This window comes from Salinicoccus sp. RF5 (assembly GCF_020786625.1).
GTDB lineage: Bacteria > Bacillota > Bacilli > Staphylococcales > Salinicoccaceae > Salinicoccus.
On the sequence record NZ_JAJGRC010000002.1, the window covers coordinates 232950 to 247574 of the forward strand.

The following is a 14625-nucleotide window of genomic DNA, read 5'->3' on the forward strand; positions in this document are numbered from 1 at the left end:
CATTGGATTGTTTTTCTTATTTATATTATTAAGTACTTATGATATGAAAATTTCTAAGTATGCTACTGATAGATTAGCAAGTATAGGTATTATCTTTCTTAGCTTCACAACCTCTATAAATCTAATGATTTTCATTATATTTATATTTAGTATCTATGGAACGTATATTAATGAGTTTAATATTTATCTATTTATAGTGACACTCGTGCAATTAATTATAAATATCTACCTTAGCTCTAGATCATGGGTGATTATAAGTTCAAGGTTCAGGAGGCTATCACTCAGAGCTCAAAAAAAGTTTTTCAATTTAGCATTAAGAGTTGTCTCAGTGATTTCTGTAATATTATTGCTTTACAAGTTTCTATTCAACTCTACAATGGATAATCCAACAATCGAGTCTCAAATAGATGTTTGGTTTTACTTAATTTGGTGTTCAAATCTCACTTTATTCATATGTGAAGGGGTATTCCTCCATTTTTCAGAATATAAAAAATCAATGATTTTGTTGTGGAAAGATTTAATGAAGGGTTAAGAATATTAAGTGAATAGGAGTGAGATTTATTTCTTTCACCTTGAAATAAATAAAATTATTTAATGAAACATTAAAAATATATTAAGTAGGATTAGCTAAACATACGTTAATCTTTGGCCAACTAAACCATTAAAAAAATTTACCTCTCTCTTCTAAAGGCGAAGCTAGTATTGAACTTAAAGGTTAAAATCTTATATAAGGAAATAATAATTTCTTATCTTTTCCATAATCAACTGCCGTCTTTCCTTAAGAAACTCTTGGAAATCTCCTGCATCCATCTCATAGATGGACTCGGGGATGCAGTTCATCTTCAGGTTCTCCTCCAGTTCCTCTTCACTCAATATTTCGCCAATCACATATTCCTTATTTCCAATCTGCTTCTTCACTGTCTCCATGTATTGCGCAGGGGGCTGATTGCTGAGCGCGAGGTTCACTGTCTGTTCGGTGTAGACATAGTTGGCGATCTGGTTGTAGATGGAGTAGTGGTCGAAACCGTTCTTCTGAAGATAGTTCTTCGGGAACACATGATGCACATCCCCCCGTTCTTCGATCAGCTGCTGGACCCTGATGGATTTCGACAGGAAGGCGTAGTCATTGTCATAGATCTGCGCCATTACATAAAGGTTGAAGAATGGGCTGTTGGATGTGGATGTTTCAAGGTTTTCGAGGAATGTGTTCTCCCAGAATGCATCGGAGAGTTCACCATTCTCAACGGATTGAATGACGTTACGCGGGTCTTCTTTTGCGAACCGCTTGATGTCAGCGGAAAAGCGGCTTTCGATGGAACTTGAATACCTCTCGGTCAGGGTGGATGCGACAATCCATTTCCTGACGGCGTGGTTGATGTCTGATGAAGAGTAGTTCTGTTCCCTCAACAGCAGATAGAGTGCATAGGCGAAGTTCAGTACGGTGATCGACCGTACAAGCTTTTTATCAATCATGCCGGCTGATTTGACGATCATGAGGAATCTCTTGAAGTTCGTTTCATCGACAAACTGCATCACGCCGTCCTTCAGGTCGGCGAAGGATGATTCGATGATTTCATCCTTGAATTCCCGTGTCTCGAAATCCCTGCCCGACAATAGGCTGACGAGGTTGGAGAGGGGGCCGCGCAGGAACTTGAATGTATAGGCGACTCGCAGCACATCGGAATAGCTTGGCTGGTAGATGTTGCTGTTGTAGTCCTTAAGCCACTGTATCTTCCTGAAGGCTTTCGTCTGTGAGAACTCTGCATCATTCGCACGGATGTTCTCAAAGATGTTCGGATGCTCGATGAGGTGTGAGAAGTAGTCGATGGTCTTGCGGATGATCGGTCCGTCGTGCTGACTGTTCACCGATATTTTGGACATGACGAAATCGGCCTGGCTCAGGCTGACGCCTGTAGAGTTGATGCGTATGAAGATTTCCGTCACCATCTTGATGTCAAGTGTGTGGTTCAAGTCTATGATGCCAAGCGTACTATGGCGGATGTTGATCAGACGCTGGATGATCCGGTTCAGTTCATCAGGATTCATGCCAGGGTTATTGTTGCAGTACTCCGTAATAAAATTGAATGAACTGAAGGTGGGTTTGAATATCTCTGAGATATCCGGAATCCACCTTTTGTCATTCAATATCGCCGAGTTCTGCACTTCAAATTTTTCCTTTTCCGGATGGAAGGCGATTTTGATGCGCTTCTTCTTGTACTTCCCGTCCAGTACTTCATGCCCTGAAATCGCAGCCATGAGGGCAGTGACACGCTGCTGCCCATCGATCAGTATCTTCTTCCCGTGTGAAACGGTGCCGTCCTTGAGCCGTGCATCGGGATTCTGCCATGTGATGATGTAGCCGATGGGATAGTCCTTATATAGGGAGTCCAGGAGATCGCGGACTTTCGTCGCACTCCAGACGAACGGGCGCTGGATTTCAGGAATCGCGACGATGCCTTCGTCAATCCAGCCGAGCAGGGCATTTACTGTACTGTTGTTCACATTATAGTTGGACATGGTATACATCCTTTACGAGTGTGTTTATTTTTATAATATCAGAACTACCACTGAAAATAAGTGATTAAATACAAGTATTAAATTTAAAACCCCTATGGAACCTATACTTTCAGGCTTTCATAGGGGTCTTTTCTATATCTGCTGCTCCTGCTTTTTCGCGTTTTCCACCCTGCCAATCGAACTCTTGGCGAGTCCGATGATGACCATGTCATCCATCGGTGGGTTATGGAGGCCGGCACGGACATTCCTATAGTACCGTTGCAGTTCATTGTCGGCAGACAGGCTCTTCGCACCGACGACGCGCATGGCGAGGTCGACGGCTTCGACTGCCTTGTTGACGATGGATGTCTTGACGGCGCCGAGTTCGCTGCCCATTCTGCTTCTTTCTTCTTCATTGCTTTCATCCCACTGCCTGGCGACGGAATAGAGGAAGTGCTCCGATTCCATCAGCAGCATCTCGATGCGGCCGAGCTTCTCCTGGACGTTCGGCAGCTCTGAAATGGTCCCCTTGATGCTGTTGGGGGAATAGGTGGTTGCGAATTCGAGTGCCGAATCCTGAGCGGCGCGCGCAATACCGAGGTAGCACGCCGGTATGTGCAGCAGCCAGCCGGCGGGTTCCTTCTTCCCGAGTGTGCGGTAGGAGACGAGGTCCTCTTCCTGCACATGCACATCCTCCATGATGAAGTCATGGCTGCCGCTTGCGCGCATGGCGACGGAGTTCCACGTCTCATCGACACGTACACCCTTGAGTGCACTGTCGACGAGGAAGTTTCCGACTTCATCACTGCCTTCGATCGCAGCACTGACGACGCCGTACTTCAGTATCGGTGACAGTGTGGCGAATGTCTTCCTGCCGTTCAGGATCCATCCATCGCCTTCTTTCCGTGCCGTGGTCTCCGGCCTGCCGCCGCGTGTCGGGCTGCCGGTCGCCGGTTCCGTGGCCAGGTTGTTGATGAGGGCACCGTTCTCGATCACATCCTGGACGACCTTCCTGTATTTTGCGTCGTCCCATGTCTTCTTCTCCCCGAGATCCATGATGATGCCCATATGCCATCCGATGGACAGCGCGGTGGCACCATCATATTTCGCAATGATCTCCTGGTGCTTCATCAGTTCGACCAGGGAGATGCCGCCTCCACCATATTCAGATGGAATGGACAGCTGCGGATAGCCGATCTTCTTCAGTGCTTCGAAATTCTCAAAGGGGAAGGTGACGTCCTCATCGTGCTGCTGAGAAGTCTCACTGAAAGCCTTCACCGTTTGCTCCATCAGCTGGAAGCGTTCATTCATTTCAAGCTCATTTAATGTTTTCAAAGTGATGCTCCTCTCTGAAAGTATATCCTGTTCATCGGAATTCCATATATTATCCCATTAGTAACAGTAACTTTCAATTGATGTGCATATCAGTATCACCCGGGTGAAAAAGTAAAATATTTTAGAGGGGGAATTTAAGGAAATTTAAGTATAATGGAGGCACAATATCTAGAATGGATGAGAGGCACCTGCCCCTTGCATTAGTACTGGGAGTTGAGGGAAATGGAAAAGTTGATTACCAGAGAGGAAAGGGAAGCGCTCCAGAATTTCCTGATGGATATCAATGAACTGGAAAAGGTAGAGGCGCAGACATCGAAGTTCAACGTTTTTGAAACGCTGGGCATCGTCAACATGGAGATACGCCACAGCAATGTACTGGGTTGGCTGTTTTCGCCCAATGAGCAACATGGCTTCAGTGATGCTTTCATAAAACGCTTCATGCAGGAAATCATTCAAGGATATGATGGGACGGAGGGAACGCTCGACCCATTGAAGGTACTGCTCTGGGATTACCATGATCTGATTGTCAGGAGGGAATGGCAAAATATCGACCTGCTTGCGATTTCCGAGTCCAACAGATTTGTTCTGGTTATAGAGAACAAGGTATGGAGCAGGGAGTCGAAGCATCAACTGAACAAATACTATGAAATCATCCAGGACAACTTCCCTGGATACCATCAAGTTTTCATTTATCTCACACCTTTCGGGGATGAAGCAAGCAACCCTGAAATATGGACAAGCATGGATTACAGCGGGGTGATGCAGATGATCGAGTACTGTCTAGAATCCAGGCAAAATATGATGGAGAACAGCGTGAGGCTGTTCATCGAACAATATATGGATACACTCAGGAGGTACGTTGTGGGAGACAGCAATTTGGAAAAACTGTGTCAGGATATATATTTCAAGCACAAAAAGGCGCTTGATCTGATTTTTGAATACAAGCCGGACATGTATTCGGATGTTTCTGCGAGAATTCAGGAAATGATAAAGGAAAATGATGACCTGGTACTGGATGACAGCAACAAGACGATGATCCGCTTCACTACGAAACAGCTTGATCAAACAGTTGAAAATGAAGGCAGGGGATGGACCTCAAGCAGAAGGATGCTACTGTTTGAATTCCAGAATACAACCAGAGGACTCAGGGTGAAACTGATTATTGGTCCTGGAGAAGAACATATCAGAGAACGGCTGTATGATATCGTTTCAGATAAACCTGCCATTTTTAAAGGAAAAAACAAGAAACTTACCACTGCGTATACAACAGTATATGTAAAGAACATCCTCGATTATAATGAAAGTTATGAATTGGATCACGAGAAATTACATGATGCGATTAAGAATAAGATGGATAAATTCTTCAGGGATGACCTGAAGAATCTGGAGAAAGCAGTGCTGACAGAGTATTAATTTGAATAGAAAAAGGACGCCCTAGTTTTGGGCGTCCTTTGCTTGTTGCTGAACTATTATCAAATGGATGATATCTTATTACTCTTTATCCCCATACTTTCTTACTCTAAGCAATGCCTGTTCTGCATGGCCGGCGAAGTTCTCCAGCTGGCACAGTCTGGCGGCATATTCTCCGATGTAGGCACTCTGTTCTTCTGATGTAATCTTTTGATAGGTGACGGTCTTGAGGAACTTGCCGACCCATAGGCCGCCTGTATACTTGGCTGCACCTTTTGTAGGCAGAGTGTGATTGGTTCCGATTACTTTGTCACCATATGCCACATTGGTTTCAGGCCCGAGGAAGAGACAACCGTAGTTTGTCATGTTTTCCAGGAAGAAGTCCGGATTTTTGGTCAGGATTTCAACGTGCTCGAATGCCAGCCTGTCTGCTTCTTCCAGTGCCTCCTGCTCATCTTCGACCAGTATGATCTGTCCATAGTCTTCCCAGGATACACTGGCTACATCAGCAGTAGGGAGGACTTTCAGCTGCCGTTCGATCTCTTTTACCGTTTCTTCAGCAATTTCTTTGGAAGTGGTAATCAGTGCGCCAGGGGAAGTGGGACCATGTTCGCCTTGCCCCAGGAGGTCGGTTGCGATCATTTCAGGTTCACTGGTTTCATCAGCGACCACAAGTGTTTCAGTGGGACCCGCAAACAGATCGATGCCTACACGTCCGTAGAGCTGACGTTTTGCTTCTGCAACGAACGCATTCCCCGGACCGACTATCATATCGACGGGTTCAATACTTTCCGTCCCTACAGCCATTCCAGCCATGGCCTGGATGCCGCCGAGGATGTAGATTTCATCCGCACCGGCTTTGTGCATGGCATATACGGTGGCGGCAGGTATGCCTCCATTGATTGGGGGTGTGCACGCAATGACTCTTTTGACGCCTGCGACTTTGGCGGTGAGGACGCTCATATGGGCCGAAGCGACCATCGGATAGCGTCCGCCGGGAATATAGCAGCCGACACTGTTGACGGGTATGTTCTTGTGTCCAAGTATTACGCCGGGCATTGTCTCCACTTCGATATCCTTCATGGATTTCAGCTGCTCTTCAGCAAACTGTCTTATATTGTTCTGTGCAAACTCAATGTCCTTTTTGGTCTGTTCGGGAATCTCCGCAATTACATCCTTTATCTGTTCCTGGGTCAGCTGGAAGTTTTTGGGGCTCCAGTCATCAAACTTCTCTGAGAGCCTGCGAACTGCCTTGTCCCCTTCGTCTTCGATATCTTTTATCGTGGACTGTACAATCTGGGAAACTTTATCGTCGCTCTCCTTTATTTCCTCGGGCATCTTGCCTTTCTTCAAATATGTTGCCATCTCCATCTCTCCTTTTTTGAATACGTATGCAAAAAAATATAAAAAACACTTGATATCTAGAGGTGTTGAATATAAGATAAATGAAACCGTATTCATTTGTCAATAAATATTGAGTTTTCTAATTTCATTTAGAAAGGAGATGCTTATGGAATACTTTAAAGATCTGGAAGGCCAGAAAGTCCTGGTGACTGGCGGAAGCAAGGGTTTGGGCAGGGACATTGCGATGCGCTTTGCGGAATGTGGAGCCACGGTGACCATTACGGGAAGAAATGAAAGAGATCTGTCCGAGACCACGGAGGCGATTCAGGAACTAAAGATGGACTGCTCATACATCGTTGCCGATATGCAGGATGTCCAGAGTGTGTATGGAATGGTGGATGAAGCTGAATCGAGGATGAAGGGCATCGATGTTCTGGTCAACAATGCAGGCGTCAATATTCTGCAGGATGCATTCGATGTAAACGAGGAGGATTGGGACAAGGTTCTGGATACGAACTTGAAGGGGGTGTTCTTCTGTTCCCAGCGCACCGGCAAGTACATGGCCGGCCAGGGTGGGGGCAGGGTGATCAATATCGTGTCCCAGATGGCTTTCGTAGGATATATAAAACGGGCTGCCTATTCTTCAAGTAAAGGGGGAGCGGTCCAGCTGACGAAAGCATTGGCTATTGAATGGGCGGATAAGAATATCAAAGTGAATGCAGTGGCGCCGACTTTCGTCAAAACGGCTTTGACGGAGAAGTTTCTGGAGGACGAGGGCTTTTACCGGGATGTGCTGAGCAGAATACCACTGGGCAAAATTGCCGAACCATCGGATGTATCGGGCGCCGTTTTATTCCTGGCTTCGGATATGGCGAACTTCATCACAGGGGAAACAATAAAAGTGGATGGCGGATGGACAGCGATATGAAAAGGCTGAAACTTGATGTTAAGAATTGTATCACATTGTGTTGACAAAATTGTCAGATAAATGTTTAATGAAAAATGTAAGCGTTTGCGAGGTGTGAAATGGTATCTTCCAAGGATATTGCGAAAAAAGCGGGGGTCTCCCAGTCCACGGTTTCCAGGGTGATCAACAACCCCGCATCAGTCAGAAAAGAAAAACGGGAAGCTGTGGAAAGGGTGATGAGGGAGCTGAACTACAGGCCTGATTCTGTAGCCAGATCCCTGATCAGCAATAAGACCAATCAGATTTCACTGATCTCAGGGACTCTGAACAATCCATTCTTTGTCGAAACGACGAAGAAGATCATCAATTACGCCTATTTGAAAGGCTTCAATGTGAATGTCTATTTCGAAGAGGATTTTCCGAAGGATGACCTCTACAACACTGTGTTCTCCCAAAGGACGGAAGGGATCATACTTTCCTCCATGTATTTCAGCAGTCCTCATTTTGATGACCTCATCAATCTGGGTGTCCCTTACATAATGTTCAACCGCAAGCACGAAAAGGGTGGTAATTTTGTTGAACTGGACAATTATCAGGCAGGAAAGATGGCTGCCGATTATCTGTTGGAAAAGGGGCATACCAATATCCATTGGTTTGGAGGGGAATTGGAGAAATCGACATTTCGCGGGAGGTATGATGGCTTCTGCCATTCGATGAAACAGCACGATATGGATGTGTCAGCCTCGAATGTTTCCATCACCCAGCAGAACCCGGAGGCAATAGAGCAGGAACTGAATGAAGTGCTGTCCAAAAAGGAACGGCCTACCGCAATATTTGCTGCGACGGACATGATTGCCATGAAAATCATGGATGTTCTCCAGAGAAAGGGTTTTTCCATTCCTGGGGATATTGCTCTGATAGGGATAGATAATACTGAACTGATCCAGCATAGTGCGTTTGACATCACATCGATCGGTCTGGAGCAGGGTAGGAATCTGGGAGACATCGCCATAAGGCATCTGATGGACCAGATTGAGGGCCAAAGCAACAGCCTGATACAGGAAACCTACTCATGCCAATTGTATGAAAGAGGAACGGTGTAGTTCCCCTTTAAATGAATACGTATTCATTTAAAGGGTGGTGTTTAATAATAATTTTGGAGGTCGAGTTATGAATTATATGGAACTTCTGGATAGGGAGATTGCCAAAGATAACGAATTCAAATTGGATACATATCCATACGAATATTCCGGTGATTTGAACACATTCCAGATCTACGATTTTGACAGGGAAAGTCTGACTGAAGTTGTCCAGCGTTCGCAGAGCGCTTTTGAACAGTTCAGACATACCAGCAGCTATGTCCGCACGGAGATTCTGTTGAAGGCCGCCGGGCTGTTGGAAAACCATTCCGAGACGATGGCAGAAATCATAAGTCTGGAAGCCAAAAAGCCGATTAAAGCGGCAAGACAGGAAGTCGGCAGGTGTGTACAGACACTGAAGCTTTCAGGAATAGAAGCCTCAAAGCTTGAAGGTGAACCCATCAATCTTGATGTTGCACCGAATGGCTCCAACAGGGAAGCGTTTACGAAGTACGAACCGCTTGGGATTGTGTATGCGATGACGCCATTCAATTTCCCTTTGAACCTGGCCCTTCATAAAATTGGCCCGGCGATTGCGGTAGGCAATTCGGTGATCATAAAACCCTCTGAAAAGACGCCATTCTCCTCCTTCCTCATGAGGCATATCTTTGAAGAAAGCGGCCTGCCGGAAGATGTGCTTCAAATAGTCACCGGAGATGGAGAGCGGGTCACCGATCACCTGCTTGAATTTGATGAGATCAAGAAACTTTCGTTTACAGGCAGCGCGAGAGTAGGAAAAATCATCAAATCCAAGGTCGGGCTGAGGGAACTCACTCTGGAACTTGGGAGTACATCACCCGTCTACATCACGAAAGACATCAATGATTTGGAAGGGGTGGCCCAGAAGGTTGTGAATGGTGCATTTTCATATAATGGACAGGTGTGCATAAGTACCCAGAAGGCCTATGTCGATGAAGAAATATATGATGCGTTCATCTCTCATTTGAAGACACAGACTGAAGCCCTGAAGTATGGTGATGTGCTCGATGAAGCGACGGACTTCTCGGATCTCATCGATGAACAGAGTCAGGAAAGGATAGTTGCGTGGCTCGAGGAAGCGGTACGGGATGGAGCTGAAATCATCACTGGCGGCGAGAAGATCAACGGCAGTGTGACGCCTGCCATTGTGGCGAATACATCCGATGATATGAAGATATGCACAAATGAAATATTCGGTCCGGTTCTCGTAGTGGAAAAGGCGGCGTCCTCCATGGACATGTCCGAGAAACTGAATGCCTCTGAATTCGGTCTGAATGTCGGCGTCTTCACGAATGACTTGAAGCGTGCCCTGAAGCTTGGCAATGCGCTTGATTATGGCCAGGTCCTGATAAACGACGTTCCTACATTGCGCTTTGACCACATGCCATACAACGGCAGGAAAAACTCGGGATATGGCACTGAAGGCATCAAATATGCCATCAGGGAGATGGCGAAATTGAAAATGATCAGCCTGAACTATGAATGAAATCAAATTCAACCTGCCGATTCTGGTTTCCCAGTGGCACGTAACATACAAGCCGCTGCCTCTACTGGGGAAGAAGAAGCTCAGGCATATGCTGGCGACTGATCTCATCCAAAAGGAGACTTCCTTTTTAACTGATGACTATGAGGCATATAGAGAGAAGAAGTATTCCTATACGATGCCGGTGGAAATGATCTATGACATTGAGAAGAACGGCTATGACCTGCTCAGGCATCATTACATGTACAAGAAGAAAAGTTGGAGTTATCCGGAAATAGAGAAGGTGGACCAGTATTACATCTACCTTCCCTACCGTATTACAGAGGAGAATGGGGGCTATGTCCTTCATGAAGAAGTGAGCGGTATGCGCAGGAAGCTTAAGAAGAACGATGAAATATACAAAATGATAATAAGGGGATGAAATTGCAATGACATTTTTGTATATAATTTTTGCAGTCAATTTCACAACATGGGTAGCGATGTATCTGATTCTGTTCAAGACATCATTCTTGAACGGAAAAAAGGGGGTTAAATAATGGATAGTGTAATCATGTGGTCATGGATATTCATGACAATCTTCATAGGCGCCATGCTGTTTTTCGGTTACCTTGGGATGAAAAAGACACATACGAGTGATGACTTCGCGACAGCAAGATCCAGTTATGGTCCGATTACGATTGCACTTGTAATCAGTGCAGGTATTGCCAGCGGCTCCACTTTCATGGGCATGCCCGGACTTTCATATGCATTGGGGGCACCGTCACTCTGGTATCCTCTGCTTTACCCGGTAGCTACAGTATTCGGTATGCTCTTCTTTGCGAAGGCAATCAAAGAATACGGGGATAAGCTTGGAACACGTACCATTCCTGAATTCATCGGAAATCGTTACAACAGCAACATATTAAGGCTGGTATTGGCAGTCATCTCCATCCTGCTGATTTTCTATGTCATTTCACAACTTGTTGCAGCAGCAACAATGTTCCAGATCATGATGGGACTGGATTATGGTGTAGGAATCATCATTACAATCGTAGTCATAGGAATCTATGTGTTCCTGGGTGGTTCCCACTCAGATATCATGACTGATGCCGTACAGGGTGCGCTCATGGTTATGATTGCACTGATAGTCGTCATCTGTTTTGCGCTCGGTGTAGGCGTTGACGGCGGTTTCGGTGAACTGATCGACAGAATTACGGAGAGAAGGCCGGAAGGTCACTTTGGGCAACTGTTCATTCCGGGGGATGAAACGTATGGCAGCATCTGGCTTGTACTGCTTCTGCTGATTGCCCACCTGCCATTTGCTGTACAGCCGCACTTGGGGAACAAGTTCATGGCCGTGCGTTCAAATAAAGACCTGAAAATGCTGCTCATGTTCACGACCGTTTTCGCGACCATCCTTCCTTTGATGGGTCTGGGCGGCATGCTTGCAATTGGAGTGCTGGACCCAAGCACAGAAATAAGAGCGGATGCAGTAATACCAACACTATTCACTGAAATCTTCCCGCCATTCCTTGCGGCATTCCTGGCAGTCGCTGTCCTTTCTGCAGTAATGTCCACTTCTGACGGTCTGGTAGTATCACTGACGCAGATACTTGCCAATGATATATTCAGGCTGTCAATCGTACCTAGGACAAATATGAGTGAAGAAAAAGCTGAGAAATATGAACTTGCCATAAGCAGATATTCCACATTCCTGTTCCTCATACTTGCCGGTATAGTCGCCTGGAACCCACCAGAGTTCCTATCCATATTCATGTGGATTGGTATCGGCGGCATAGTTTCTGCCACAGCCGGCCCGCTTGTTGTCGGCTCACTGTGGAAGAGGGCCAACAGGACATCGGCAATCACATCATTGGCGGCAGGGACGATCGCATATTGGTTCATTTACCTGCCATTCGGACTTGATGTTTCCAACCCGTTTGCAGCAGCAGGCATGGGTGTATTGATATCGATGGCTGTCATGGTGATTATGACCCTGGCCACTTCGAAGCCTGGAGATAACAACCTTGTACAATTCGAGGATTCAAAATAAAAGGAGAGATGAATATGAAATTGATATCACCCGCACAGATACATCACGGGGTGGACTCCACTGATAAAATAAATGACATCGTTAAAGAGATGGATGCCAAGAAAGTCTATATCCTCTGTGACCCGATACTGGAAGAGCTGGGCTCTACCGGAAAAATAAAATCCATACTGGATGATCATGGTATCAAGTATGAACTATCCACGAATGTGATGGCCGAGCCTTCAGTTGAAAAAGGGAACGAAATCATTGAGGAAGTCAGGAAATATGACCCTGACCTCATTATAGGACTGGGGGGCGGCAGCACTCTAGACTTGGTGAAAGCTGCATCACTGATTGCAGTACAGGATGGAGGGGTTGAGAACTACCTGAATTTGACCGGGGACAAAAAACTCGGCAAGGAGAAGATACCGAATATATTAATGCCGACCACTTCCGGGACAAGTGCTGAAATAACTGATATCGCTGTATTTTCTACTGGAGACAGTAAAGATGCTGTAACAGACCCGCTCATGCTCGCAACCTATGCCATAATTGACCCGGTATATACGTATTCCCTGCCGCCCAAAGTCGCGGCGGCAAGCAGTGTGGATGCCTTCACCCATGCGATAGAAGCATTCACCTCCGTGAACGCGACCCCGATAACGGACACCTTAGCCACGGGAGCTATAGAAAAAATCTACAACAATGTCAGAGAAGGTGTGTGGGATGCCAAAAATTTTGAAGCCAAAAATGAATTATCCGCTGCCAGCATCATGGCAGGATTAAGCTTCTACAATGCAGGTGTCGCTGGCGTCCATGCCCTTGCATATCCTTTGGGTGGAAACTTTAAAATTCCTCATGGGGAATCAAATGCAGTGCTCCTTCCGTACGTCTACAACATTATCCAGAAGTCATGCAGTAATAAGTTGTCTAAGCTGGCACCAATATTTAAAATCGATACAGCGGGTAAGGATTCGATGACGATCTCTTCCGAAATAGTACAGAAGCTTTTCAATCTTGTAGAGGACGTGGGTCTCCCGAGAAACCTCAAGTACTATGATATCAAGGAAAATGATATTGAACTTCTGACGAAAAATGCTCTAAAACAGACAAGACTACTTGTCAGGAGCCCACTGGAACTGAAAGAAGAGGTCATAAGAAAGATTTATACTGATGCGTTTGAAGGATAAGATGTTTATGTGAAGAAAGAGGGGAAATCATATGATTTCCCCTCTTTCTTCTTTGCTTCGCATATTCATTCCGTCCTTCGGGCCTTTGAAATTTGGAAGGATAGGAAATTGAAATATAGTAATTAACGACGCTCTAAAAAAGAGCACCGTTAATTTTTTGGGTGTACTACAAAAATCATGATACTTATTGCTTTTGTATTGATGGTTAGAATCGAAATGGGAAGCTGTTCCCTAATTGTAGTGTGGTGCACTATTGTGTCCTACGAGGTCCGGGTAATCTGAAATGACTCCATCAACTCCGTACTCCATCAGTTCATTGATCCTTGATTGATCATTTAATGTATATGGAGCAATACGCATGCTGTAGTCATGGATACGGCTGACAAGATCCGTGTCTACCATCTGGTGGTTGGGATTTACATAATCAGCGTATGTGGAGAACTGGGCGAGTTGTGCATCAGATATGCCTTCAGCGTTGTAGCCCACGAGAACACCGGTGTCGACATTCGGCAGGAGGGCATTGAAGTGTGCGATTGATCCGTGGTCGAATGATTGTACAATGATCTTGCCGTTATTCGGTTTGTCCATATTCCTCTCTTCCAGTGCAGCAGCAACTTTTTCTTCTATACCTGGATGCTGGGATGCATTCTTGATTTCAATCAGGATACCGATCTTTCCTCGGTAGGCGTCGAGTACTTCTTCAAATGTAGGGATCTGTTCTCCCGCAAATTGAGGTCCAAACCAGCTGCCTGCATCGAGCTGCTTCAACTCCTCAAGGGTGTAGTCGTCCACACTGCCTGAACCATCCGTCGTCCTGTCGATCATTGCGTCATGCATCAGAACGACTTCCTCATCTTCGCTCAATTGAACATCTATTTCGATGTAATCGGTTTTCATCTCCAAGGCTTTGTCAAATGCGGCCATTGTATTTTCAGGTGCATAGCCGGAGGCGCCCCGATGTGCAATGTTCATCGTATGTTGTGCAGCATTTTGGGAAATATTGTTTTTTCCGGCTGCGGAAACTGCATCTTGGCCATTCGATATTCCCAATAGGCCGACCAAAAGGAGTGCCATCAATAAAGTTTTCACCAAGGTGCCTGCGAAATTTTTCATGCGTCTTCTCTCCTTCATAGTAATTAGTCCATCTTCCAATGGTTTCATAGCTCTTCTTGTAAGGTGAGCTACATCAACAGTCTAAAGAGACAATGTTCAGACGCGATGAAATTCGTGTTAATATGCTGTAAATGCTTCGTATTTCCCTGTCATTTTTGACGCGCATAAGAAAAGCACCCTCCCATAATTTGAAGGATGCTGATTGAGTGCGCCGTTAT

General features: G+C 45.6%; 11 protein-coding genes. 7 read left to right on the forward strand and 4 right to left on the reverse strand.

What is annotated here, in order from left to right; all coding sequences use genetic code 11:
- Nucleotides 1-723 precede the first annotated feature (723 nt).
- Together LLU09_RS08105 and LLU09_RS08110 are read right to left on the reverse strand one after the other, a co-directional pair.
- Nucleotides 724-2517, reverse strand: coding sequence for a GmrSD restriction endonuclease domain-containing protein (locus LLU09_RS08105; protein ID WP_228311302.1), 1794 nt, complete (start codon nt 2515-2517; stop codon nt 724-726).
- Nucleotides 2518-2649: 132 nt separating this feature from the next.
- On the reverse strand, nt 2650-3831 hold the full coding sequence (locus LLU09_RS08110; protein ID WP_228311303.1) for an acyl-CoA dehydrogenase family protein: 1182 nt from the start codon (nt 3829-3831) through the stop codon (nt 2650-2652).
- A gap of 222 nt (nt 3832-4053) precedes the next feature.
- On the opposite strand from LLU09_RS08110, the gene LLU09_RS08115 reads away from it, so the two are divergent.
- The gene (locus tag LLU09_RS08115; protein WP_228311304.1) at nt 4054-5244 is read left to right on the forward strand and encodes a PDDEXK-like family protein; all 1191 of its coding nucleotides are present in this window, start codon (nt 4054-4056) and stop codon (nt 5242-5244) included.
- Nucleotides 5245-5322: 78 nt separating this feature from the next.
- Here the strand turns inward: LLU09_RS08115 and hisD are convergent, their stop codons facing one another.
- Nucleotides 5323-6606, reverse strand: coding sequence for a histidinol dehydrogenase (gene hisD / locus LLU09_RS08120; protein ID WP_228311305.1), 1284 nt, complete (start codon nt 6604-6606; stop codon nt 5323-5325).
- Between the two features lie 145 nt (nt 6607-6751).
- Between hisD and LLU09_RS08125 the strand changes: the two genes are divergently transcribed.
- From LLU09_RS08125 to LLU09_RS08150, 6 genes are all read left to right on the forward strand, one after another.
- Entirely contained in the window at nt 6752-7513 is a 762-nt protein-coding gene (locus LLU09_RS08125; protein WP_228311306.1) for an SDR family NAD(P)-dependent oxidoreductase, read from the forward strand.
- A gap of 98 nt (nt 7514-7611) precedes the next feature.
- Nucleotides 7612-8595, forward strand: a complete 984-nt coding sequence (locus tag LLU09_RS08130) for a LacI family DNA-binding transcriptional regulator (protein WP_228311307.1) — start codon at nt 7612-7614, stop codon at nt 8593-8595.
- A 67-nt stretch (nt 8596-8662) separates the two neighbouring features.
- Nucleotides 8663-10096: an aldehyde dehydrogenase family protein gene (locus tag LLU09_RS08135; RefSeq protein ID WP_228311308.1), complete on the forward strand. Its 1434-nt coding sequence runs from the start codon at nt 8663-8665 to the stop codon at nt 10094-10096.
- Entirely contained in the window at nt 10089-10514 is a 426-nt protein-coding gene (locus LLU09_RS08140; protein ID WP_228311309.1) for a hypothetical protein, read from the forward strand. Before LLU09_RS08135 ends, LLU09_RS08140 begins: the two co-directional genes overlap by 8 nt.
- A 114-nt stretch (nt 10515-10628) precedes the next feature.
- Nucleotides 10629-12125, forward strand: coding sequence for a sodium:solute symporter family protein (locus LLU09_RS08145; protein WP_228311310.1), 1497 nt, complete (start codon nt 10629-10631; stop codon nt 12123-12125).
- Nucleotides 12126-12139: 14 nt separating this feature from the next.
- Nucleotides 12140-13294, forward strand: coding sequence for an iron-containing alcohol dehydrogenase (locus LLU09_RS08150; RefSeq protein WP_228311311.1), 1155 nt, complete (start codon nt 12140-12142; stop codon nt 13292-13294).
- A gap of 231 nt (nt 13295-13525) precedes the next feature.
- On the opposite strand, the gene LLU09_RS08155 is transcribed toward LLU09_RS08150, so the two are convergent.
- Entirely contained in the window at nt 13526-14383 is an 858-nt protein-coding gene (locus LLU09_RS08155; RefSeq protein ID WP_370632493.1) for a glycerophosphodiester phosphodiesterase, read from the reverse strand.
- Nucleotides 14384-14625 lie beyond the last annotated feature (242 nt).

What these genes read in the sequence shown, in the direction of transcription:
- LLU09_RS08105 (WP_228311302.1), bottom strand. Translation starts at nt 2,517, where the DNA reads ATGTCCAACTATAATGTGAACAACAGTACAGTAAATGCCCTGCTCGGC.
- LLU09_RS08115 (WP_228311304.1), top strand. Translation starts at nt 4,054, where the DNA reads ATGGAAAAGTTGATTACCAGAGAGGAAAGGGAAGCGCTCCAGAATTTC.
- hisD (WP_228311305.1), bottom strand. Translation starts at nt 6,606, where the DNA reads ATGGCAACATATTTGAAGAAAGGCAAGATGCCCGAGGAAATAAAGGAG.
- LLU09_RS08125 (WP_228311306.1), top strand. Translation starts at nt 6,752, where the DNA reads ATGGAATACTTTAAAGATCTGGAAGGCCAGAAAGTCCTGGTGACTGGC.
- LLU09_RS08130 (WP_228311307.1), top strand. Translation starts at nt 7,612, where the DNA reads ATGGTATCTTCCAAGGATATTGCGAAAAAAGCGGGGGTCTCCCAGTCC.
- LLU09_RS08135 (WP_228311308.1), top strand. Translation starts at nt 8,663, where the DNA reads ATGAATTATATGGAACTTCTGGATAGGGAGATTGCCAAAGATAACGAA.
- LLU09_RS08140 (WP_228311309.1), top strand. Translation starts at nt 10,089, where the DNA reads ATGAATGAAATCAAATTCAACCTGCCGATTCTGGTTTCCCAGTGGCAC.
- LLU09_RS08145 (WP_228311310.1), top strand. Translation starts at nt 10,629, where the DNA reads ATGGATAGTGTAATCATGTGGTCATGGATATTCATGACAATCTTCATA.
- LLU09_RS08150 (WP_228311311.1), top strand. Translation starts at nt 12,140, where the DNA reads ATGAAATTGATATCACCCGCACAGATACATCACGGGGTGGACTCCACT.